The following is a 23204-nucleotide window of genomic DNA, read 5'->3' as shown; positions in this document are numbered from 1 at the left end:
CGGGCCGGGCGTGCAGCGGGCGGGCGCCGAACGGGCGGAAGCCGCCGGGCTGGGGTCCGCTGACGCGTTCCTGTAGCTCGGTGCGCTGCCCGGGGGGCAGGTTGCGGATGTTGTGGCCGGGCACGGCGGTCAGCCAGGGACCGGCCTCGACGATCAGGACGGTGGCGTCCGGCGCGGTGTCCAGGGTGCGGCGCGCGAACGCCGCTCCCGCGGGTCCGCTGCCGATCACCAGCAGGTCCACGCGTGCCGTCGTCCCGCTCATGAGCCGGCCGGGGAGGCGTCGAGGGAGGCCAGGACGCGTTCGCTGAGCCGGTGCTGGGCGGCGACCATGTCGAACGGGTCGTCGGTGTCGTTCCAGTGCCAGCCCTCCCACTCGGTGGAGATGTAGCCCTGGTATCCGGCCTGGACCAGGTCGCGCAGCAGGATGTCGTGCGGGATCGACGGTTCGTCGCCGTTGGCGTCGATGTCGTAGAACTTGCCGTGGACGTGCACCACCCACGGCATGATCGTCTTCCAGTCGGCGGGGTCCATGTGCCCGAAGAGCCCGACCGAGTTGGTGCCGATCCGTACCGACACGTCGTCGCCGCCGTACGTCTGGTTGATCTCGCGCATGCGCCGGAACCGCGCGCCCTGTTCGGCGTCGTCGCGGATGAGCGGCTCGCGGTGGAAGGCGTTCCACTGGACGTCGAAGGCGTCCAGGAGCCCGGCGGGGACGCCCTTGGCGCGGTAGGTCGACAGCAGGCTGGGTGGCAGCCGGGTCAGCGAGGCGCCCCAGTCGGGGATGAAGCCCAGGCGGGGCGAGCCGAGCTTCTCGTAGCGTTCCAGCAGGGCCTGCATCTTCGGATGCCGCACGCTGTGCGGGCTGTGGATCTCCATGCCGAGGGTGAGGTCGAGCCGTTCGGCGTGCGGCAGCAGCCGCTCCATCAGGTCGGGCGTGACCGAATGCTGCACGCGTACGACGGGGAATCCGAGGGTGTGCGCGGCCTCCAACTGGGCCAGCATGTAGTCCACCAGCTCGTCTTCGGTCAGCAGCCGGTCCTGGCGCAGGCCGGCGTCGGCGTTGGCGCCCAGGCACGACAGCTCCAGGCCGGCGTCGTCGACCAGCCGCCGGAACCCGGCGGCGAACCCGTCGGGGAGCTTGGGGAACCCCTTGATGCTCTGGAACCCGACGACCTCCAGGCCCGGCCCGAGTCCTCGCTCCCCCACGATGCGGACCAGGTCCTCGAACCCGTAGTCGCGGGCATGGAAGTAGGGCGTGAAGCTGTAGAGCGTCACTCCGAGCTTGGGCAGGTTCACTTCGCGGTCTCCTTGGTCGGCTCGGGGCCGGCGTCGGTGGTGGTGGCGGGGTCGGGCGTGGTGGTGGCGGGGGCGGCTCGGAGGGCGGGCATGGTCTTCACGCAGCGTTCGGTCATGACCAGGGGACGCCCGGCCACCGGCAGGTAGGGGATGCGGACGCCGAGGGTCACCTCGACGTCGTGCTCCCGGTCGCCGTCCGGCCGCCGGTCCGGTGCCGCGACGTGCACGATCGCGTCGTCCAGCACGTACCAGACGTCGTCGAAGTCGCCGGCGGCGTCCCGCAGAGAGCGCTCGCGGCCGTTGACGTCGATGGTGATGGCGTGGGCGGGAGCCGGGTCGCCGTCCAGGCTGATGTCCAGTTGCTCGATCGAGCTGACCGGCAGGGCCCGGTACCAGGGCAGCCGGACGGCCACCTGGTAACCGGTCGGGGTGACGGCCAGCGAGCCGTCGACGATGATGCGTTCGCGGAACACGTTGAGGACGCTCCTTGGAGAGGTGTCGTGGGGGCCGGGCGCGCGCCTGGACCGGCGGGCCGCGCTCGGTTCGAACGGGAGGCGGGGTCACAGGGGGCGGCGCCGAGGTAGGAGGAGACCAGCACGTCGCGGTCGGCGAGCAGGTTGGCGGCGGTGTCGTGTTCGACGAGGTCTCCGTGCGCGAGGACGTAACCGCGGTCGGCGGCCTGGAGGGCGAGCTGGACCTGCTGCTCGACCAGCAGCACGCCGGCGCCGGACTCGTCGGCGTAGCGGCGCACGACCGGGATGAGCCGTTCCACGATGACCGGCGCGAGGCCCTTGCTGAGTTCGTCGATCATCAGCACGGCCGGGCGGCGGGCCAGCGCGCGGGCCATGCCGAGCATCTGCTGCTCGCCGCCCGACAGCAGCCCCGCGCGGCGCGACCGCAGCGCCTCCAGCTCGGGGAAGTAGCCGTAGGCGATGGCCGGGTCGAGCTTGTGCAGGCGCAGGTGCTCCTCGACGGTGAGCCCGTGGAACACGCCGCGGCGTTCGGACATGTGCACCAGCCCGGCGCGGGCGATATCCTGCGGCCGCCGCCCGGTCACCTCCCGGCCGTTCAGCGTGACCGTCCCGGCCATCGGCGTGATCGTCCGCGAGATCGCGCGCAGTGTGGTCGACTTCCCGGCGCCGTTCGGGCCCAGCAGCGCCACGACCTCTCCGGCCCCGACGGTCAGGTCCAGGTCCCGCACCACGGCGGCGCCGAAGTAGCCCGCCGACAGTCCGCGGACGTCGAGCGAGGGACGCTTGGGGGTCTGGCTGGTCACGAGTCGTCCTCCGATGATCCGCTCTGGGGCCGTTCGCCGGGTCGGGCGTTGTCACTGTCGGGCCGGGCGCTGTCGGGTGGGGTGCTGCTGCCGAGGTAGGCGGCGATGACGGCCTGGTCGCGTTGGATCTGCTGGGGGTGCCTTCGGCGAGGACGCGGCCGAAGTCCAGGACGACGATGCGGTCGCAGACGGCCAGTACCAGGCCCATGTCGTGGTCGACGAGCAGGACGCCGGTGCCGGCGTCGACGACGCCGCGCAGGCGGGCGGCGAGTTGGCGGCTTTCGTCGGTGTTGAGGCCGGCGGCCGGTTCGTCGAGCAGCAGGATGTCGGGCCTGCCCGCCAGCGCGCGGGCGACGTCGACGAGTTTGCGCTGTCCGGCGGCCAGGCCGTCGCAGGGCCGGTCGAGCAGGTGGGTGATGCCCAGTTGTTCGGCGACGCCGGTGTCGTGGCGGGCGCGTCCCCACACGACCTCTTTGAGGGTTCGGCGCCAGTCGGGGGTGTAGGCGCCGACGGTGAGGTTCTCGCGCACGGTCAGGTCGTCGTACAGGTCGGCGGCCTGCCAGGACCGGCCGAGCCCGGCGCGTGCCCGGGCGCCGGCCGACAGCCCGGCCAGGGTACGGCCGCCGAGCCGGATCTGCCCGGTGGACCTGGTGAAGCCGCAGACCGCGTCGATGAAGGTGGTCTTGCCCGCGCCGTTGGGGCCGATCAGGCCGACCAGCTCGCCGGGTTCGACGGTCACGCTGACCTGGTTCAGGGCGGTGACGCCGCCGTACCGGACGGTGAGGCCGGTGACCGACAGGGCCTTTCCCGCCGCCGGAGCCCCGGCCGCGGAGGTGGAGGCGGCGGCCGCCTTCGGGGCGGTCATCGCGCGGCCTCCGCTACGGTCGCGGCCGTGCCGGTTCCGGGCCCGCCGGTTCCGGTTCCACCGGGGTCGGAGCCGGTCGGCGCCGGTCCGTGCCCGGGCGCGCCGGTCCTGCGGTGGGCCAGCGCGATGCCGCCGGGGTGGTGGTGACGGTGAGGACCAGGGAGACGCCGGCGAACAGCAGCAGATAGTCGGCGGGCAGGCCGATGTAGTCCTCCATGATGGTGGCGGCGACGCCGCCGGACATGAGCATCCCGCCGATCAGCGCGCCCTTGATGACCGAGATGCCACCCAGGTAGGCCAGCGCGATCAGGACCAGGGTGTTGACGATGCCGAAGTTGGCCGGATCGACCGACCCGAAGTTGTAGGCGGTCAGCACGCCGACCACGCCCATGATGAACGCCGAGATGACGAAGGCGGTCACCTTGATGCCCGGGACGGAGATGCCCGCGGCGGCCGCGGCGCGTTCGCTGGAACGCACCGCGAGCATCCGCTGGCCGAGGCCGCTGCGCCGCAGGTTGGCCACGGCGACGCACATCAGCGCGGTGACCGCCAGGCAGATCAGCCCGAACAGCGGGCTGGGCGGGTGCCCGCCGCCGAGCGGGAACGAGCCCGACGGCCCGAGGTTGACGCCGAACACCACGGGTGATGACACCGGCGACCCCAGCCCGCCGGCGCCCCAGGACGGGTTGTGGAACCCGAAGTTCTGCAACGCTACCGCGGCGGCCAGGGTGAGGATCGCCAGGTGCACGCCCCGCACGCGCATGGCGGGCAGGACGTCCACCAGCCCGAACAGGGCCGCGGCGGCGATGCCCAGCAGCGGCGCCCAGGGCAGGCCGAGGCCGAGGTGGATGCCCAGCTTGGAGACCACCAGGCCGGACAGGCCCGCGAAGGCGAACTGGGCGAGCGACACCTGCCCGACGTAGCCGGTCAGCACGACCAGCGACAGGCAGGCGATCACCGCGATGAGGGTGTTGACGAACCCCTGCCGCAGGTCGAACGGCAGCACCAGCAGCGCCACGGCGCCGATCGCCACGAGGATCGCGGTGGGCCGGGCGATGCGCCGGGGCGCCGGGGCGGGTGGCAGCCGGGGTTCGATGTGGCCGCCGCGCCCCGGCAGGCTGTTGCCGCGCCACATCAGGGCGGCGGCGATGACGATGAAGAACAGCACGTCCGGCAGGCCCGGCATGGGCAGCCCTTTGGAGGTGGGGAACCACGACAGGGTCTGGAGATACAGCGCCACCGACTGGAGCGCGCCCATGCCCAGTCCCGCCAGCGCCGCGACGGTGAACGAGGTGAAGCGCGCGATCAGCGCCGCGCCCAGGGCGGGCACCACGGCCAGGGCGAGGGTGGTGGGGTCGAGTTGGGTCATCGGGGCGACGAGGATGCCGACCGCTCCGGCGAGCGCGCCGGCGAAGGTGGTGTTGAGCAGCGAAAGCCCGCGGGGCGACAGGCCCGACATCACCGCCTCGGCCTCGTCCTCCTGCGCCGCCCGGGTGGCCAGGCCGAAGCGGGTGTAGCGGTAGGCGGCGGTGAGCGCCACCCCGATCACGACGGCGATCGCCATGACCTCCAGCCGTACGGCCGGGACGGTGCCGCCGAACATGTGGATGCCGCCTCCCGCCAGCACCGGCGGGGCGGTCTGCCCGGTGCCGCCGAACCGCAGGACGATCACCGCCTGGACGGTCAGCAGCAGCCCGACGGAGGCGACCAGCTTGGCCAGCGGCGCGGACCCGCGCAGCCACGCGAACACCGCCACGTCGATCAGCGCGCCGAGCAGCGCCGACAGCAGCACCGCGACCACGAACGCCGGAGCGACGCCCAGCGGCCCGCCCAGATCGGGATAGAAGAAGGGCAGCAGCAGGTGGCCTTCCCGCAGCCCGTAGAAGGTGTAGGCGCCCCACATCGCCATCGCGCCGGCGCTGACGTTGATGATGCCCGCGCCGCGGTGGGTCAGCACCAGGCTCTGGGCGAGCCCGGCGTACAGCGCGCCGGGTCCGAGGCCCAGCAGGATGAACAGGATCACTTGGTCCACGTGACTCCTCCGCTTGGGTGGTTGCGTTCCGGGAGCGGTGTCAGGAGGGGAGGTTGATCCAGCCCTGGGACACGTCGACCCACTTGCCGTCGCCCTCGTAGCGGTAGTAGTGCACCGCCTGCGCGCCGAGCGCGGGCATCTGCGGGTTGCTGCCGAACCTCAGCTTGGGCGGTCCCATCAGCAGCGGCCCGGTGTAGGCCCTGGCGGCCTTGGAGACCTTCTCGACGGTGAGCCGGTCGGGGCCGGCGGCGTGCAGGATCTTGGCCGCCGCCAGGACGGCGGCGAACCCGGCCGGGGCGTTGATGCCCAGCTCGGCCCCCTTGGGCGCGTACCGGGCCATGACCGCGCGGTAGAACGCGACGTGCCCGGTGGGATCGGGGGCGTGGATGTTGAGCAGCGACCCGCTGAAGATCCACTTGGGCAGGTCGCCGAGCGCCTTGCGGACGGTGTCCGAGGCGCACAGGCCCGAGGCCGACAGCGGGATCTTGATCCCGGACTGCTCGTAGGCCTTGGCCATCGCGATGCACGCCGTCGGCGTCACCGCGATCGGCATGATCACATCGGCGTTCCCGGCGCCGACCGCGGTCATCGGGCTCATCAGATCCGCGCTGCCCGAGGGGTAGGTGGTCAGCTTCACCGTCATGCCGCGGGCTTCGATGCCCTCCTTGATGCTCTTGGCGATCTCCTGGTTGCCGGGGTTGTCGTCGGCGATCATCGCGACCGTCCTGGCCTTGAGCTTGGTGTCCAGGAAGATCGGCGTGGCGGCCTTGCCGGCCAGCGAGCTGGCGTTGAGGGCGAAGGCGTTCTTGGCCGAGACGTCCGGGCCGGGGTTGGCCACGGCGATCAGGTCGGGCTTCTTGCCGGCCAGGGTCGCGTGGAACGACTGCGTCCCGACGTTCAGCCCGCCCTGCACGACCAGTTCGATCTCGTCGTTGGCCAGCATCTGCTGCCCGCACCGCTGGCCCTGCGACTCGGCGGAGACGATGTTGCAGACCTCCAGCTTCACCGGGCGGCCGCCGACCCCGCCGAGCTCGGCGTTGAGGTAGCCGGCGGCGGCCTGGGCGGCGACGGTGAACTCGGGGTTGGACACCGGCCCGCCCTGCTGGTTGATCAGGCCCAGCGTGATCGGCGCGCCGGTCGCCTTGCCGCTCCCCGCGGCGCCGCTGACCGTCCTGCCGAGGCCGCCGTCGATCGTCGTCGGCGCGGCCTCCCCCCGCCCGGCCCCGGGCCCGCTGTCATCGCTCGCGCAGGCGGACAGGCCGCCGCCGATCAATCCCGCGGCCAGGGACAGCGCGACGAGACCGGATCTCCTGGTGGTGCCCGGACTCCGCTGGGGGATGGCGCTCATACTCGGCTCCTGCTTCTGTCATGGCCACCGGGGGCGGTGACCGTCCTTGCGGGGGTGGGGGCACTCGGGGCTGGATCGCGGTGCGGTGGCCGGCGGCCGAGCTCCGTGCCTGGGCACCGCGGTGCTCGGCGCGGCTCAGGGGCCGGAGACGGACGGGGAGAATCGGGTGGCGTGATCGCGATCGACGCCTCTTACGCCGGAATGTGTTGAACTTTTGCCGGATTGCGAGGAAACTAAGCCGCACGGCGCGAACAAGTCAACCCCTTGGAAACGAAAGGACATCTGGGTGAAACCCCCGACGACGGCCCGTGGACCAGCGGCCGCTCCGGTCCCCCGGCCCCAGCGGCCCCCGTCCGCGGACCTGGCGGCGACCCTGCTGGACCTGGTCCGCTCCCAGTCGCTGACCACCACCAACGATCTGTGCGAGGCGACGGGCATGGGCCGCACGGTCGTCGCGCAGCGCATCGGCCACCTGGTGCGGCTCGGGCTCCTGGCCCACCGCGGCAAGGGCCGCTCGACCGGCGGCCGGGCGCCTCGCGAGCTGCGGTTCCGGTCCGAGGCCGGGACGGTCCTCGGCGTGGAGGTCGGCGTCACGAGCCTGGCGGTGGCGCTCACCGACCTGAGCGGCGAGCCGCTGGAGACCCGGGAGCGGCCGTGGCGCAGCACCAACGGCCCGGACGCGACGTTCGACGAACTCGAGAAGCTGATGGACCAGGTGCTGGCGGCGGTGCCCGGCCGGGCGCCGCTGCTCGGCGTCGGCGTCGGCCTGCCGTGCCCGGTGGAGTTCAGCAGCGGGCGGCCGGTGGCGCCGCCGATCCTGTCGGGCTGGGACGACTACCCCGTCCGCGAACGCCTCACCAGCCGGTTCGGCGTCGGCGTGTGGGTGGACAACGAGGTCAACGCGATGGCCCTCGGCGAGCTGCGCACCGGTCTGGCCCAGGGCCGCGACGACTTCGTCTACGTCAAGGTCGGCACCGGGATCGGCGCCGGGCTGGTGTCGGCGGGCCGCCTGCACCGCGGCGCCCAGGGCTGCGCGGGCGACATCGCGCACCTGTGCATCGACCCGCACTCCACCCGGGCCTGCCGGTGCGGCAAGGTCGGCTGCCTCCAGACCTACGCGAGCGGGATGGCGCTGGCCCGCGACGCGGCCCGGCTGGCCGACAGCGGCGCCAGCGCCGAACTGGCCCGGCGCGCCGCCGACGGCCGGCGGCTCACCGCGGCCGACGTCAGCCAGGCCGCGGCCGTCGGCGACGCCGCCAGCCTCGAACTGCTGGCCTCCGCCGGTCACCACCTCGGGCACGCGCTGGCCAGCCTCGTCAACGTCTTCAACCCCTCCCTGGTCGTCATCGGCGGCGGCGTCTCGCTCGCCGGCGACCTGCTCCTGCCCTCCCTGCGCAAGGTCGTCTACGAACGGTCGCTGCCCCTGGCCACCCGGGACCTGGCGGTCGTGCTGTCGGCGCACGCCGACCGCGCCGGAATGATCGGCGCCGCGCTGACCGCCGTCGACGGCCTGCTGTCGCCCGACCAGCTGAAGACCTGGACCCACCTGCTGGAACCCCTGCCGGACGACGCCCGCTGAACCGGTTCGACGGTCCCCTCCCGCGGACCTCCAGCCCCCGCGCCGACCATGCGATTTCACATACAGGACTGACGTCCGGATATGCAGGAGTGCGATGAGCGAGATGATGACGGCCGTGCGCATCTACCGGCACGGCGGGCCCGAGGTCCTCACCGTCGAGCAGGTCCCTGTCCCCGCCCCCTCCCCCGGCCACGTCCTCGTCCGGGTCCGCGCCACCTCGGTCAACTGGTGGGACGCCGGATACCGCGAAGGCATCGTCCGGCCCCGCCCCGGCGTGCCGTCCCTGCCGCTGCCCTTCCAGCTCGGCCGCGAGGCCGCCGGCGAGGTCGCCGCCGTCGGCGCGGGCGTGGAGGCGTTCGCCGTCGGCGACCGCGTCGTGGTGATGACCTGCCCGGCCTGCGGCCGGTGCGCGGCCTGCCGCCGCGGCGACGACAACCTGTGCCAGGACACCGAACTGCCCGGCCACCAGCGCTTCGGCGGCTACGCCGAATACGTCAGCGTCCCCCAGGACGGCCTGCTCCCCGCCCCCGACGGCGTCGACTTCGAGACGCTCGCCTGCGTCCTGTGGTCCTACGGCACCGTCCTGCACATGGTCACCGCCCGCGCCCGCGTCCAGCCCGGCGACACCGTCCTGGTCACCGGCGCCTCCGGCGGCATGGGCACCGCGGCGCTCCACCTGTCCAAGCTCGCCGGCGCCCAGCGGATCATCGCCCTCACCGGCTCCCCCGGCAAACGCGACGCGCTCCTCGCCGCCGGCGCCGACCTCGCCCTGAACTACAAAGACCCCGACGTCCTCGACCAGATCCGCGCCCACACCGGCGGCGCCGGAGTCGACGTCGTCCTCGACAACGTCGGCGGCCCCATGGTCCCCCTGGCCATCAACGCCGCCCGCCTCGGCGGCCGCGTCGTGCTCGCCGCGGTGATGGGCGGCCGGACCGCCGAGATCCACATCGGCGAGATCTTCGCCAAGCACCTCGACATCCTGGGCACCCGCGCCTCCACCCGCCGCGAACAGGAACTCGTCCTCCAGCTCGCCGCGACCGGGAAGATCAGCCCAGTGATCGGCGCGCGCTACCCCCTGACGCAGGCCCGGGCCGCGCACACGGCCCTGGACGCCGGCGACACCATCGGCAAGATCGTCCTCGTTCCGTGAATCCCGGGCGCGCGGAGTTCCTCCGTGCACGCCAACGAGAGTCCGGGGGCTTGGTGAGTCCTCGAACCGGATGAGGCGGGGGTGCCGGCATTCCCGGGCTCGTCGCACCCACCCGGCGTTGAACGCCACCCAGTTGGTGACGGGGTCTTGCCCGGTGAAGAACGGCCGCCGCAGGAACACCTCGAAGAAGTTCGATGACCGGCCCGCCGTCGCCAGCGGAGGTCGTGCGGACGACGTTCTCGGCGGTGGTGACGACCGGGTCGGCGGGGGTCAGGCCACGGCTGCGCGGGGACGGGCAGCGCGTCGCCGAGCGTTCCACGGGCCTGGGCTTCCGGCGTGTCGTCAATGGTGTGGAAGGTCAGCCGACGGGTTGTTCTCCTATGAAGATCCATTTGCTGGAGGGGCAGCCGGGCGGGAACTCGGGGAGCGGATCGCCCGCCACGTCCATTCTCCATTGGTGGTGGTAGCCGCACTCACATTCGTAGATGCCGCTGTCGGGAGCACGTTCGCCCGGCTCGAAGTGTTCTGTTTGTTCAGCCATGTCCGCGGACTACCCCTAACGCTTGTCCTCAAATAGTTCGACGCCGCGCGCCTGACCGAGCGGATGCGGCTTTTCGCGACACGCATGTGTGCATTGCCCGACAGATGCCCGGTGCTCGTGGAGGTTTTCGCTGGTCGAGGCCTTGGGGCGCGTTCGATAAGGCATCCAGGTGATCGGTTGTTATTCGGCCGGGGGAACGCGTTGGAGGATATCGTTCACTACGGTCGAATCGACGTAGGCGTGCACCTCGACGATGGTCTCGCCGTTGAACCGGCAGATCCATACGTAGTAGGGGTCGTAGGGAACGCCGTCGCGTGCCGTGGCAACGCCGTCCATCTCCACGATGGTGATGGGGTCTCCGCCGTACAGGCCCCTGATGCGAAAGTGCAGCCCGCCCGACAGCAGTGGGCGGACTTTGCCGATGGTGGCCGGGATGAACTCCTCTTTGCTCTTGTAGTCTCCGGCGAGCGGATGGCGGCCGAAGAGCGTCCACCTCACGTTGTCCGCGCAGCGCGCAAAGAAATCGTTGACGGTGTCGACGTCCTCGAGGAGTTCGAACAGTTCACGGCGGGTCGGCGAGATGCCTTCCTGGACGATCATGGCGCTCTTCCCGATCGAAGTCGTACGGGCCGTTCCGAGCATACCTCGCCATATTCACAACGAGTGTTGAGAACGGTGCTCGCGGTGATGGTGATGCGAGAATGCTCGCGGCGTTCGTGACACTTTGATGAGTTCGCGTGAAAGGCAAGTTGCGGTCGCGCAATGTGCGCTCGTCGCCATGGTAACCGTTTGCGTCCCTTTCTGATCGGTGGTGCCTGCGGTCGACACCGTTCCTCGCGCTTCTTCGCCCGCACCGGACGCATGCCTCTACGCCGCATGGCACCGCACCATCGGGCACGTCTTCGCATACTCGCGCTTTATGCACTTCCGGCAGCGGCATCCTCAAAAGATGTATGGGAGGCACGCGGCGGCCAGAAGGCGGTAATGGCACGCGGGAGGCGGTGTTCGGGTGCGATCCCACCGAATTTCGTGCCGATTATCGGCCGATCGAAGTTTCTGCTGCCCTTATCCTGGGCCGATGGGCCCGAATGGCACCGTACCGGTCGTGCGCGTCCTTGACGCTTTTAGCGAAAGAGAGGCATCATGGCAAAGGAGAACCCTAGGAGCCGCAATGCTGGCGGCTCGTTCTCGAAATGCTGCGGTCCGGGATTTGCGACCTGCTTCCTCATGGGTTGGGGTGCGTGCATTTCGACTGTGGCGGAAAGGATTGACATGCCGTCCACAATTGATGCGGTGGTGCCGGTTCCGGATCAGTACGGGCAGTTCTGGATGCTGTCGGGCGACCGTTCACTGCGCATCGCGATCGCCGACGGCGAACCGCACGCCGACACCGTCGTACGCGGACCGGACACCTTCGCGGAGCTCTGGCCGAGCCTGGAAGGCTTCGACCACATCGACGCGGCAGTTCCGGTCCCCGACCAACACGGCCAGTTCTGGATGCTGTCGGATGACCGGTACGTGCGCATCGCCATCAAGGGCGGAGAACCGCACACCGACACCGTCGTACGCGGCCCCGGCTCCCTGGAAAAGGACTGGCCGAGCCTGGCCGACTTCGGTCGCGTCGATGCGGTGGTGCCGGTTCCGGATCAGTACGGGCAGTTCTGGATGCTGTCGGGCGACCGTTCACTGCGCATCGCGATCGCCGACGGCGAACCGCACGCCGACACCGTCGTACGCGGACCGGACACCTTCGCGGAACTGTGGCCCAGCCTGGAAGGCTTCGACCACATCGACGCGGCAGTTCCGGTCCCCGACCAACACGGCCAGTTCTGGATGCTGTCGGGCGACCGGTACGTGCGCATCGCCATCAAGGGCGGAGAACCGCACACCGACACCGTCGTACGCGGCCCCGGCTCCCTGGAAAAGGACTGGCCGAGCCTGGCCGACTTCTGACGCTACGGCTCCAGCGACGGCCCATGACCCCCCACGAACGGTGGAACTGCGTCTGGTGCGGGAATTGTGCCGTCGCCCCGGAGTCGTACGGCGCGCTGTTCTCGGTCGCCTCAGCACAGGATGCCGACCGGGGCCCGGTCGCATTACGCGGTGTGGCGGGCGATCGATGCGGCGACATCCGCGAGGCGCTGGAACAGGTAGAAATGGTCCCCGGCGAAGCTCTCCAGGTCGAATTCAGCGTCGGTGAACGCGTTCCAGCCCTGCGCCTGTGCGGGCCGTACGTCGGGGTCGGCTTCAGCGACGAAGGCGGTAATGGGGCAGGACAGTGCCCCGTCGCCGTGGTGACGGTAACGCTCGATCATCCGCAGGTCGTGCTCGACGGCCGACACGACCAGTGCGCGGGCCTTCGGATCGTCGAGCAGGGGCGTTCCTGTTCCCGACAGCCGCACCAGTTCCGCGGCCCGGTCATCCAGCCGCTCATGGCATGGATCGTCCGTTCGTTCCTCGCCCTGGGCGGCCTTTCCTGGTTCGAGTGCCGAACGGCCTGTGTCTCCTTGCTGAATGCCGAAGCGATCGGGGCTGGCGCATGCGGAGACGAAGAGCCTGGACGGCTCGGACAGCCCGATTCGGGACATGCGCCGAATGGTCTCATAAGCGACGACGGCGCCCATGCTGTGCCCGAGGAACGCGGACGGCGGTTCGTTCAGCCATTGCAGCGCGTAGCTGATGTCGGCGGCCATGGAGACGAGCTGGGCGGCGGCCGGTTCGGTGGCCCGATCCTCACGCGCGGGATACTGCACAGCCCAGGGTTCGGTGGTGGCCGGCAACGCCTCGGCCAGCGGATGGAACACGCTCGCGCCGGCTCCGGCATAGGGAAAGCAGATCAGTTTCCATCGGGCGCTCGGGCGGCGGTCCAGGCACCGTAGCCATTGCTGCGATGGGGCGGAGTGAGCCACCATGTCACCCCACTCGCCTGCGGTCCCGCAGAGCCGACGCCATCGCCGCGACGGTGGGCTCGGAGAGAAGCGAACGCATGTCTAGCCGTCGCCCGAAACGTTTTTCCAAGGCCCTGATCAGCCGCATGCTGAGCACGCTGTTGCCGCCCAGTTCGAAGAAGCCGACATCGCGGACGGTCACGGGTCTGCCCAGGAGCTTGTGCCACTCCTCGGCGACGCCGCGTTCCAGGTCTCCGCTGGGCGGCTCGTTGGACGGCGAGACCGGGGCGGGGGCGCTCCACCGCGCCAGAGCGCGCCGGTCCACCTTCCCGTTGGAGGTGAGGGGGAGCTCGGGGAGCACGAAGTAGCGGGACGGCCGGGCGTATTCGGGTTGGTGTGCGGCCGCGTGCTCGCGCAGCAGGGCCAGGTCGATGTCGTCCCGTGCGGCGGTGACGAAGGCGGTGATCTGCCGGGCGGCGCCGGTCCCGGTGACCACGGCGACCGCGTGCGCCACCTGGGGGTGGGCGGCCAGGACCGCCTCGACCTCGCCGAGTTCGATCCGGTAGCCGTTGATCTTCACCTGGAGGTCGTCGCGGCCGAGGAACTCCACCAGCCCGCCGGTCCGGTAGCGCGCCCGGTCGCCGGTGCGGTACCACCTGCCGCCCCGGTGGGCGACGAACCGCGCGGCGGTGCGTTCGGGATCGCCCCGGTAGCCGCGGACCACGCCCGCGCCTCCGATCCACAGTTCGCCGGGGACCCAATCGGGGCAGTCGCGTCCGGCCGCGTCCACGATCCGGAAGCGCTGGTTGCTCAGGGGCAGGCCGTAGGGGATCGACCTCCACTGCGGGTCGGCCCGTTCGACCTCCAGGTGGTTGGAGTAGATGGACGCCTCGGTCGCGCCGCCGCTGGCGACGAACACCGCCGAGGGCAGCAGGTCGTGCAGGCGTCCGGGCAGATCGAGGCCGATCCAGTCGCCGCCGGTGACGACCAGCCGCAGGTCGGGCGGTGGCCGGCGGGCGTCCTCGCAGGCCGCCAGCAGCATGTCGAGCAGCACCGGCACCGAGTTCCAGACGGTGACGCGGTGCCTGGCGAGCGTCCGCGGCCAGTCCCGCGGTTCGCGCAGGACGGCGTCGTCCAGGACGAGCAGCGAGCCGCCGGCCCCCAGCAGGCCGAAGACGTCGTAGACCGACAGGTCGAAGTCCAGCGCCGAGACGGTGACGCCGCGGTCGGACGGGCCGACCGACCAGCGGTCGTTGATGTCCTCGACGGTGTTAGCCGCCGAGGCGTGCTCCACTTCGACGCCCTTCGGCGTTCCGGTCGAGCCGGAGGTGAAGATGACGTAGGCGAGCGAGGAGGTGGCCCGCGGCACCGGGCTGGGGAGGGGCGGGCAGCCGCGGGCCGCGGCCGGCGTGAGGAGCTGCGGGCCGTCCGCCGCCTCGGACGCGGAAGGCTCGGCGCCGATCAGCAACCGGGTGCCTGCGGTGCGGTACATCAGCTCGCGGCGGGCCTGGGGGTGATCGACGCCGACGGGGACGTAGCAGCCGCCGGCGGCCAGGACGCCCAGCACGGCCACCACCTGGTCGGGGCCGCGCGGCAGCGACACGGCGACGGCGTCGCCCGGCTCCAGCCCCCGGGAGATCAGGGCGGAGGCGACGCGCCGGGCCCGCTCGGACAGCTCGCCCCGGGACATGGCGCCGCCGGGGCCGACCAGCGCCGGTTCGCGGGGCGATTCGGCGGCCCGTTCGAACACCGGCTGATGCAGCGGACGACCGCTCATGGGCCGTTCGGTGGCGTTCACCCGCGCGCGCGTGGCGGCCTGCGGCGCGGGCAGCGCCGCGGGGACCGGCCGTTTCCACTCGCCGTCGGCGTAGTTCTCCAGCAGATCCTGGGCCGCCTCGACCATCGCGTCCAGAACGCCCGGCTGAAAGATCTCCTCGGGAGCGTCCCAGGCCAGGTGAACGCCGCCGTCACGTGCGTACACCTGGAAGTCCACCAGCGCCTGCGGGGTTTCGGTGAGGGCCCAGACCGGCTCGCCCAGGACGCGGACCACCCGCCGGTCCGGCCACTCCCGTTCGATCAGCGAGGTGAACACGGCCGCGCCCTCGAACGAGAGCGCGGCATCGCCAGGTCCCGGCTCCCGCAGCGCGCGGACCGCCGAGTACGCGCTGTGCGGTGCCGCCTCCCGCCGTTCGCGGTCCACGGCGCGGGCCAGTTCGGCGAGGTCATCGAACCGTTCGACGGTGAACGGGACGAACGTCAGCGCCGTGAAGTCGCCCACGGCCCGGGACATGTCCGGGGGCGCGTCCGGGCGGGGAAAGGACGGCACGCTGATGCTGAACGCCGGTTCGGCGCTCCACCGGCCCAAGGTCTGGGCATAGGCGGCCAGCAGCACCGATTCGGGCTCGACCGCGTGCTCCCGCGCCCGAGCCCGCAGCCGCCGCCACTTGTGGGCGGGCAGCAGGGTGCCGCGCCGGGTGAAGTGCGCCCCGGCCACCGTCGCCGGCTCGGCGGCCAACGGCAGCCGCGGCGGCCGGGCGGTCCCGCCGGGAAGACGTTCCCGCCAGTGGTCGCGCGCCGCGTGCGCGTCCTCGTCGTGGACGGGCCGCGCCGCCGCGTGGACCGCGAAGAGCGGATTCTCCGCCGCTTCCAGGGTGCCGTCGTAGGCGGCGGCCAGATCGGCCAGCAGCATGCGGATGCTCACGGGGTCGGCGACGAGGTGATCGACGTCCACGTGCAGCCGGGTCCGCCCGTCGGCGAGCAGGCACAGTCGCACGTCGAAGACCTGGCCCCGTTCGACGTCGAGCAGCCGGTGGGCCATACCGCTCCGGATCCTGGCCAGCTCCCGACGCAGGTCGCAGGAGTCGAGCCGGGACAGGTCATGGACGGTCAGGCCCGGCCATGCGGCCGAGGAGGCGAAGTACTGCTCGCCGGAGTCGGTGAATCTGGCGCGAAGCATCGGGTGACGGCCGGCGACCGCTCGTACCGCGCGTTCGAGCCGGGCCGGTTCGAGCAGGGCGCCCTCGAACTCGAAGTACATGTGGCAGGCCACGCCGCCCAGCGGCTGGGTGTCCTGCCGCCCCACCCAGTACGCCTCCTGGACGGCGGTCAGCGGAAAGACCGAACGCCTCGCGGGAGTGCTCATGCCGTTCATTCCGCCTTACCGCCGCGGTCGGCGGCGATCCCGCGGTCCGCCTCGCGCACCGCCGACGCGATCGCCTCCATCCCTTCGCGCGCCTGCGCTTCGGTGAGCGTGAGCGGCGGCATGAGACTGAGGCAGTGCTCCTCGGCACCGCCCAGCCCGACCAGGACGCCGTTGCGGCGGCAGCCCTCCTGGACCCGGACGGCGATCTCCGACCCCGCCGAATCGCGGTCCGGGCCGGTGAACTCGATGGCCAGCAGCAGCCCGCGGCCCCTGACGTCCGCCACGATCGCGGTGTCGAAGATCCGTTCGCGCAGCCCGTCCAGCAGCAGGCTGCCGAGCCTGCCCGCGTTCGCGGGGAGGTCGTGGGCCTGAACGTGGTCGAGCGTGGCCAGGGCCGCGGCGACCGGCAGGGGGTCACCGCTGGTCGCGGAGACCCGCATGCCCGTCATCGCCTCCATGATCTCCCTGCGCGCCACCACCCCGCCGATCGGGAAGCCGCCGCCCAGCCCCTTGCCGAACACCAGCAGATCGGGGACGACGTCGTGATGCTGGTAGCCCCACAGGTGCCCGCCCGTACGGCCCCATCCCGTCTGGACCTCGTCGCTGATCAGCAGGATGCCCTCCCGCTGGAGGATCGGCCGGTACGCCTCCAGCAGACCCGGTGCCAAGGGCGCCGCGCCCGCCACGCCCTGGACCGGCTCCACGATCAGCGCCGCCACCCGGTCGGCGGTACCGGCACCGATCAACTCGGCCAGGTCCTGCGCGCACGCCCGCACGTAGGCGGCGTCGTCCAGTCCGGCGGACGGGCCGTGGTGGCGGTCGTAGCCGCCGCGGGCATAGCCGACCTGGAACGGGCTGAGCCCCATGCCGACCCAGCGCCGGTCGCCGGTGACGGCCATGGCGCCGAACGTGGTGCCGTGGAAGCCGTGCCGCAGGGCGAGCACATGGCTGCTCCTGCGATACAGGGTCGCCAGGAAGAGGGCGAGGTCCACCGCCTCGCTGCCCGAAACGGTGAAGGAGACCACGGCGTCGGGAATGCCCGACAGCTCTGCGAGCCTTTCGGCGAGCTCCACGCGGCGCCGACTGACATAGAACGGCGACAGGTGCACGATCCCGCTGCGCAACTGCTCCCGCACCGCTTCCCAGATCTCGGGAACGTCGTATCCGAGAATGTTGGCGGATACCGCCGAATAGAAGTCCAGATAGCTTTCCCCACTGGCATCGGTCAAAATATTCCCGCTCCCCCGGGTGGGCACCAGCGGGCGTTCATAGAACGTGGACATCCAAGAGGGAAACTGCTTTCGATGGCGCTCGATGAGGCCCTCGTCATCCATTCATAGGAACTATCCGGACGTAACGGGCTCATGTGGGTGAAATCACCACAAAACACTGCCCCCGAGCGCTTCTAACGTAGCCCGGCAGGTAGGTGCCATCGGAAGAGGCGGACCATGCCATTCCTTACCGACCACTGGCACCACGCCCGCACGCCGTTCACAAATCGAAGCCCGCATCCGTCAACTGGAGTACAGCCCCGCTATGGCAACACAGGCCGACCCCGAACGCCTTCCCCAATTCACCCGCCCGACACACCGGCGAGGGCAGCGCAGGGCACTGTCTTCCGCCCTCGCATGGAACGATCACGCCCCGGCTGCCCGGGGGGCGTCACTCCCCCGGTCCGCGCCGGACGATGCCCGCCTGCATGACGAACTCCACGTGGCCGAGCGCGTCGATATCGCGCAACGGGCTTTCGGGTACGGCGATGATGTCAGCGGGGACGCCGGGTTCGATACGGCCGAGGTCGGGACGGCGCAGCACCCGGGCGGCGACGGTGGTGGCCGCCTGAAGCGCGCGCGACGGGCTGAGCCCTGAGCGCACCAGAGTGGGGAACTCACGCCAGTTGTCGGCGTGGTCGAAGGTTCCGGCGTCGGAGCCGAAGGCGATCTCCACGTTGCTGCGGGCGATGCGCCCGAGGCCGGCGCGCAGGGCGTCGGCATGGCGTCGCACCTGCTCGCGCACGTTGCCCGGCTTGTCGGCCCAGAAGGACTCGTCGTCGAGGCGGTCGGTGAAGACGGTGATCGGGTACTGGGTCGGGACGACCGGGATCCGCCGGCCGGCGAGCAACCGCAGCGTTCCGGCGTCGGCCAGCGTCGCGTGCTCGATCGTCGAGACCCCGGCCATCGCCGCGCGACGCACACCGGTGTCGGAGAGCGCATGGCATGCGGTGGGCAGTCCGAAGTCGCGAGCCGCCTCGACCAAGGCGTCCATCTCGATCTGCCGGTAGCCGGCCGTCGCGGGGTCGTCCACGCTGGTGGAGAACCCGCCGCTGCCGGCGAACTTGATCCAGTCGGCCCCTTGGCGCACCTGCTCCCGGACCGCCCGGACGATCTCGTCGGTCCCGTCGGCGAGTGCGCCGATCTCGCACGCACAGGCCGCCACCTCGCTGGTCTGATCGCCGTGGCCTCCGCGGCCACTGATCAGACGCGGCGCCACCAGCATGCGCGGCCCGCGGATCTCTCCGGCCTCCACAGCCCGCCGCAGTTCCAGCGTCACCGGTTCGGGCGTATAGCAGCCAAGGTCGCGCACGGTGGTGAATCCGTTGTCCAGCAGCGTGCGCAGGACCGGCAAGGATTCCAGCGCCGATCGCGCCGACGAGGTCATACCCGAGACACAGTGGACGTGGCAGTCGATCAACCCCGGCAGCAGGGTCGCCTCGCCCAGCTCCACGATTCGCGCACCGGCCGGCCGGTCGGCACGGCCTTCACACGCGACGATCCGCCCGTCGCTGATCAGCACTTCCGTATGCCCGCGCACCTCGGGCGAGATCCCATCCCACATGTGCTCAGCGACGACAATGGTGTCCACAGTCATAGAACGTCCCGACGAGCTCAATCCGAAATTCTCAGCGGATGAAAGGATCGCCTTCCTTCTGCACCAAGATGAGGATCTACCAACTATGCCCTATGGGCAATCGAGTATCCGAAAACATCGACCCTGACGGTTCTCCACTGCCCAATGTGAAGCACGAGCGGCGATCCCCTCCGTTCACCCCATGAATTCACCCCTGCAACGCCTCGCCGCCACGTACAGCAAGCGGGCATTCCAGCCCAAGGACGATACGGCGGGACACCCGGTCGGGGCCGAAATTCCCGCCGGACCGATGATCAAATATCGGGCCCGTTGACTTCGATCATGCCGTGTCATAGAACAAGAAACAGGATAAACGCACAGAAGGGCAGAAGCATCATGCTGAATGGCATGGACGCAGGGCCCGGTGTGATGGGAGGAATAGGCTCCGACATGGGCATGCAGTGATCGCCCCGGGCCCATGGGGCGGTCGAGGCGCACATGCGGCCCTTCTCCGAGGAGAGCCACGACCCCCGGTTCCTGTGAAGCCCTCCTCACCATTCCGTCGGGAGTGACATGAACATTCCCTCGCCCTCCGGTCCCGGCCCCGACCCCGCCGAGACCGGCTGGCCCAGCACGATCTCCTTCCGTCCCGAGGACCTGGAGATCGGCGACGAGCCCCGCACCGGGACCGCCAACGGCCAGCACGATGACGAGCTGCTGCGCCTGCTGGCCCACTGGGGCATGAACCAGCGGAACTGGATGATCGGGTTCCCGGTCAACCTGGACTTCGACTACCGGCCGCTGGCCGACTTCCTGGCCGTCTCCCTCAACAACGTCGGGACCGCCTACGCCGCCGCCGGCTACAACATCTCCACCCGGCCGTTCGAACGCCAGGTGCTGGAGTTCTTCATCCGCCTGACCGGCGGCCAGGTGGACCAGGTCGCCGGATACACCACCAGCGGCGGCACCGAGAGCAACATCTTCGGCGTGCACCTGGGCATGCGCCGCTACCCCGACGCGGTCTTCTACACCTCCGCCGACGCCCACTACTCCGTCGACAAGATCACCTCACTGTTCGACCTCGACCAGGTCAAGATCGACACCGGCGACGACGGCGCCATGGACCTGGACGCCCTCACCGACGCCTGCCTGCGACGCCGGGACCGTCCCGCCGTGGTGCTGGCCACCGTCGGCACCACCATGACCGGCGCCGCCGACGACGTCGCCGCCGTCCGCCCGCGCCTGGCCGCGGCCGGCGTTCACCGCGTCCACCTCCACGTCGACGCCGCCTTCAGCGGCCTCATCGTCCCCTTCATCCCCGGCTACGGCCCCTGGGCGTTCGACGCCGGAGCCGACAGCCTGGCCATCAGCGGCCACAAGGTCATCGGCCTGCCCGTGCCCGCCGGGATCGCCCTGGCCCGCCGCGAGCACCTGCACCGCGTCGGCTCCCACGTCACCCAGGTCGACGCCGACGACTACACCCTGACCGGCTCCCGCGACGGGCTGGCGCCGCTGATGCTCTGGTGGGCGCTGCGCCGACTGGGCCGCGACGGCCTGGAACGCCGCGCCCGGCACTGCCTGCACATCGCCGAATACGCCGAACAACGCCTGCGCGAATGCGGCGCCGACCCGCGCCGCGTCCCCCACTCCATCATCGTCGGCTTCCAACGCCCCGCCGACGACGTCCTGGAGACCTGGCACCTGCTCGACGCCGGCGAACAAAGCCACCTCATCGCCATGCCGCACCTGACCGAAGAGCACATCGACCGCTTGTGCCAACACCTGCGGCCATAAGGACCGGGACCGCACAGCGCAGCCACCTCACAACCCCAGCCAGCCAACGGGCCACTCGACCATTGCCGGAACTGGGACCGACGGGACCGCTGAATGCCCGGCACCAGGCTGGCACGGCCCCTTCGAGAACGCATCGCCGGTCCTCGGCCAGTTCACCGCGACCGAGCAGATCCCTGCGCCCATCCCCGTCCACTCCCCCGAGTCGGCCCACCGATGGGAGCCACGAGGACCGTGCTGCCGCTAACGGCGGCGAAGGCGGTGAAGGGGCCGGGGGTGCGTCTGCGGGTTGGGGGTCCGGCCGGTGGGGGCTGCGCACCGCAGGGCGCCCCGCCGCGGTAGCGGGGCTCAGCGCCCTGCTGGCGGTCGTGGCGCTGGTGGCCCGTGCATCTGCGCCGCACCGGCAAGTCGCCCGTCTGGGGCCATAGACATTTTGATTTCTGGCTCGATCGTCGTTACGTAGCGGGACCGTAACGAGGAGGGCCTTCCATTGTGATCACAAACTTCTCTGATCCTGGAGTAGCCCCGTTGAGCATCGGAGTGAGACAGAACGTCCGCTGAGCGAATCAGTAGTCGTACTCTGCGAATGTGTAGCCGTCTGAGTCGATTAGGTTGCGGGCCTCGCAGGTGGGGCATCGGACCACCGTGAGGTTCCGGTAGCGGATTCCGTCGATCCATTCGTGCCCGCATCGCCCGCAGCACACCTCGACGACGAAGTTGTCGGTGACTCCGCGGGCGGCGGCCCTGATGCTCTGGTTCATGTCGATCATGCCACTGATCGCGCCTTGGCAATCCGTGTTCGCGGTATCCATCTGCCAAGGCCGCAATCTCTCCAGGAAGAGGCCCTTGATGTCGGTGCCCCAGTTCCCGTCGGGCGTCTCTACGATGATGTAGTACAGCTCTTTATCAATCGGTTCTTTCCGCAGAAAATCCTTGGCTCTTGCCGGGTCTTCTCCGGCGAGCACCTGGTAAACGGCGCCTTGGTTGTTCTTCTTGATCTCGACGAGCCGCAGACCGGCCTCTGCCACCCGGCGCTGCCAGCGTTCGATCGGTTCATTGCTCGCCAGCGGAATACGTGAAGGGCCCGGCTTCCGTAGCCGACCGAACCATGCCATCGCTTGCTCCCTTCACTCCGGCTCGTCATGCAAGAGTGATCGCGGCCGCCTGCCGCGCCCACCGGTAGGACGCCAGGGTCGTGGCGCGAGGGCACAGTGACTCCAACCGGCTGACACTCGCCCCATGGGCAGCGTAAACGACGTGACTCGGGAGGGGACCCGGCTCACCGTTCAGCGCACTTGGAGCCAGCGCCACCGAAAGACGACCCAGCGGTCGGCGTAAGCGGACACCGAACCGGGCCGACGCCGCCGACTCCTTCCGCACGGCCCGGCCCGGGGCCCGTTCCGCCCCGGGACGCGCGAAACGCCTAGCCGTTGGGCAGCGCTGGAGATCTCCAAGGTTCGGAAGCAGGCCCTGAAGGATCCCGGATAACACGCGCTGACGTCGCCGATCTGCGCACGGGCCGGGACGAGCGGATCGCCCGCCAGGTAGGACTGGCCGGCCACGGCGTTCCATGGCCCGAGGGCGAGCCGGGAGGGGCGCAGTTCTTCTGCAGGGACCCCTCCCCTCTGCTCGGCGGGATTCTGAAGGGAGCATCGAGGTGCCTCGATGCCGTCCGGGTGGTGTCCGTTGAACGAAGGAAGCGCATGCGTGCTTTGCTGAGCGTCCTGGCCCTTTTAGGGACCCTGGGAGTCGTTGTCTTCGGCGGCATATTCACCCTGGTCGGCTATCTGGAACAGCGCCGCGCTCACCCGCCGTACAAGATCGAGTTCGTTCACGGCCGCGGTGGATGTGACGAAGGGCCGGTGCACCTCAACGTCGAAGACGGAAAGCAGTTGAGCTGCATTCCCAGCCGGTTCGCTGGTGGATGGGGGTATGAGGGTGAGCTGCCCGGCTTCACTGCCGAGCAGACCGATGAGGTGATGGCGCTGTCGGAAAGCCTGGGCGCCGACGGGCTGTCGGACGCCGACCAACGCCAGATCCAACAACGGGTGGACCAGATCGCCGCCACGGTACCGCCCGCCCAACGGCCGCACCGCCCGACCATCTGGGGTGCCCGCCGTGCTTGGCTGGGAATCGGAATGATCGCGGTCGCGATCACACCCGCGTGGATGCTCCTAAGACGGGTCTAGATCGCCCTGACCGGTAGGAAGTCGTCTTTGGACCTCGCCGTCTGTGAGTGCCTGGCAAGGAGTTGCCGGGCGGAGGGCGCCAGCGCGGGTTGGCCTATTGGTGAGGGGGCCCCGCCAGCCGCCGTCTGGGCCATTCAGGCAGGTAGGTGGCGTGGCCTGTCCGCCGGCCGGGTCCCCTCCCGGGTGATGCGCCCTAGCGTTGCGCCTGAGGCGACTTGACGCGGGGGGTGGATCACCGCGTCGTCGATGGTCGTGAT

Annotated in this window: 16 protein-coding genes and 3 pseudogenes; 5 read left to right on the top strand and 14 right to left on the bottom strand. The window is 70.4% G+C overall.

Annotation, left to right across the window (positions count from 1 at the left end):
- Window positions 1–258: 258 nt before the first annotated feature.
- The 7 genes and pseudogenes from GEV43_RS33140 to GEV43_RS33115 all read right to left on the bottom strand — a co-directional run bounded on the left by GEV43_RS33140 (window position 259) and on the right by GEV43_RS33115 (window position 6817).
- The gene (locus tag GEV43_RS33140; protein ID WP_160824032.1) at window positions 259–1296 is read right to left on the bottom strand and encodes a sugar phosphate isomerase/epimerase; all 1038 of its coding nucleotides are present in this window, start codon (window positions 1294–1296) and stop codon (window positions 259–261) included.
- A complete protein-coding gene (locus GEV43_RS33135) occupies window positions 1293–1466 on the bottom strand; it encodes a hypothetical protein (RefSeq protein WP_206681385.1) in 174 nt (57 codons plus the stop codon). The genes GEV43_RS33140 and GEV43_RS33135 overlap by 4 nt, the downstream gene beginning before the upstream one ends.
- A 33-nt stretch (window positions 1467–1499) precedes the next feature.
- Window positions 1500–1709 (bottom strand): annotated as a pseudogene (locus GEV43_RS56515) (DUF6379 domain-containing protein); the annotation flags it as partial.
- Window positions 1710–2107: 398 nt separating this feature from the next.
- A pseudogene (locus tag GEV43_RS56510) lies at window positions 2108–2497 on the bottom strand (ATP-binding cassette domain-containing protein); the annotation flags it as partial.
- 436 nt (window positions 2498–2933) lie between these two features.
- A pseudogene (locus GEV43_RS56505) lies at window positions 2934–3437 on the bottom strand (ATP-binding cassette domain-containing protein); the annotation flags it as partial.
- A gap of 13 nt (window positions 3438–3450) precedes the next feature.
- Complete coding sequence (locus GEV43_RS33120; RefSeq protein WP_160824030.1) at window positions 3451–5469, bottom strand: ABC transporter permease; 2019 nt, start codon at window positions 5467–5469, stop codon at window positions 3451–3453.
- A 40-nt stretch (window positions 5470–5509) separates the two neighbouring features.
- Window positions 5510–6817 (bottom strand): ABC transporter substrate-binding protein, encoded by a 1308-nt coding sequence (locus GEV43_RS33115; RefSeq protein ID WP_160824029.1) that lies wholly within the window; start codon window positions 6815–6817, stop codon window positions 5510–5512.
- Between the two features lie 286 nt (window positions 6818–7103).
- Between GEV43_RS33115 and GEV43_RS33110 the strand changes: the two genes are divergently transcribed.
- Window positions 7104–8396: an ROK family protein gene (locus tag GEV43_RS33110; protein ID WP_206681384.1), complete on the top strand. Its 1293-nt coding sequence runs from the start codon at window positions 7104–7106 to the stop codon at window positions 8394–8396.
- A 94-nt stretch (window positions 8397–8490) separates the two neighbouring features.
- The gene (locus GEV43_RS33105) at window positions 8491–9549 is read left to right on the top strand and encodes an alcohol dehydrogenase catalytic domain-containing protein (protein WP_160824028.1); all 1059 of its coding nucleotides are present in this window, start codon (window positions 8491–8493) and stop codon (window positions 9547–9549) included.
- A gap of 358 nt (window positions 9550–9907) precedes the next feature.
- Here GEV43_RS33105 and GEV43_RS33100 read toward each other — a convergent pair whose 3' ends face one another.
- Together GEV43_RS33100 and GEV43_RS33095 are read right to left on the bottom strand one after the other, a co-directional pair.
- Window positions 9908–10090: a hypothetical protein gene (locus GEV43_RS33100; RefSeq protein WP_160824027.1), complete on the bottom strand. Its 183-nt coding sequence runs from the start codon at window positions 10088–10090 to the stop codon at window positions 9908–9910.
- Between the two features lie 180 nt (window positions 10091–10270).
- Complete coding sequence (locus GEV43_RS33095; protein ID WP_160824026.1) at window positions 10271–10690, bottom strand: nuclear transport factor 2 family protein; 420 nt, start codon at window positions 10688–10690, stop codon at window positions 10271–10273.
- 672 nt (window positions 10691–11362) lie between these two features.
- On the opposite strand from GEV43_RS33095, the gene GEV43_RS33090 reads away from it, so the two are divergent.
- On the top strand, window positions 11363–12043 hold the full coding sequence (locus tag GEV43_RS33090) for a hypothetical protein (RefSeq protein WP_160824025.1): 681 nt from the start codon (window positions 11363–11365) through the stop codon (window positions 12041–12043).
- Window positions 12044–12186: 143 nt separating this feature from the next.
- Here GEV43_RS33090 and GEV43_RS33085 read toward each other — a convergent pair whose 3' ends face one another.
- The 4 genes from GEV43_RS33085 to GEV43_RS33070 form a co-directional block, all read right to left on the bottom strand.
- Window positions 12187–13002: a thioesterase II family protein gene (locus tag GEV43_RS33085; RefSeq protein WP_241683128.1), complete on the bottom strand. Its 816-nt coding sequence runs from the start codon at window positions 13000–13002 to the stop codon at window positions 12187–12189.
- A gap of 1 nt (window position 13003) precedes the next feature.
- Entirely contained in the window at window positions 13004–16120 is a 3117-nt protein-coding gene (locus tag GEV43_RS33080; protein WP_160824023.1) for a non-ribosomal peptide synthetase, read from the bottom strand.
- A 5-nt stretch (window positions 16121–16125) separates the two neighbouring features.
- Window positions 16126–17403, bottom strand: coding sequence for an aspartate aminotransferase family protein (locus tag GEV43_RS33075; protein ID WP_302931119.1), 1278 nt, complete (start codon window positions 17401–17403; stop codon window positions 16126–16128).
- 379 nt (window positions 17404–17782) lie between these two features.
- Window positions 17783–18988, bottom strand: a complete 1206-nt coding sequence (locus GEV43_RS33070) for an amidohydrolase family protein (protein WP_160824021.1) — start codon at window positions 18986–18988, stop codon at window positions 17783–17785.
- Between the two features lie 552 nt (window positions 18989–19540).
- On the opposite strand from GEV43_RS33070, the gene GEV43_RS33065 reads away from it, so the two are divergent.
- Window positions 19541–20761, top strand: a complete 1221-nt coding sequence (locus tag GEV43_RS33065) for a histidine decarboxylase (protein WP_160824020.1) — start codon at window positions 19541–19543, stop codon at window positions 20759–20761.
- Between the two features lie 563 nt (window positions 20762–21324).
- Here GEV43_RS33065 and GEV43_RS33060 read toward each other — a convergent pair.
- Window positions 21325–21873, bottom strand: coding sequence for a hypothetical protein (locus tag GEV43_RS33060; RefSeq protein WP_160824019.1), 549 nt, complete (start codon window positions 21871–21873; stop codon window positions 21325–21327).
- A gap of 588 nt (window positions 21874–22461) precedes the next feature.
- Here GEV43_RS33060 and GEV43_RS33055 point away from each other — a divergent pair.
- The gene (locus tag GEV43_RS33055; protein ID WP_160824018.1) at window positions 22462–22947 is read left to right on the top strand and encodes a hypothetical protein; all 486 of its coding nucleotides are present in this window, start codon (window positions 22462–22464) and stop codon (window positions 22945–22947) included.
- The last annotated feature ends 257 nt before the right edge of the window (window positions 22948–23204 follow it).

Origin of the sequence: Actinomadura sp. J1-007 (assembly GCF_009793335.1) — a bacterium.
GTDB classification, from domain to species: Bacteria; Actinomycetota; Actinomycetes; order Streptosporangiales; family Streptosporangiaceae; genus Spirillospora; species Spirillospora yumaensis.
The sequence above is the reverse complement of the archived record's forward strand: the minus strand, read 5'-3'. Positions and strand labels throughout refer to the sequence as shown.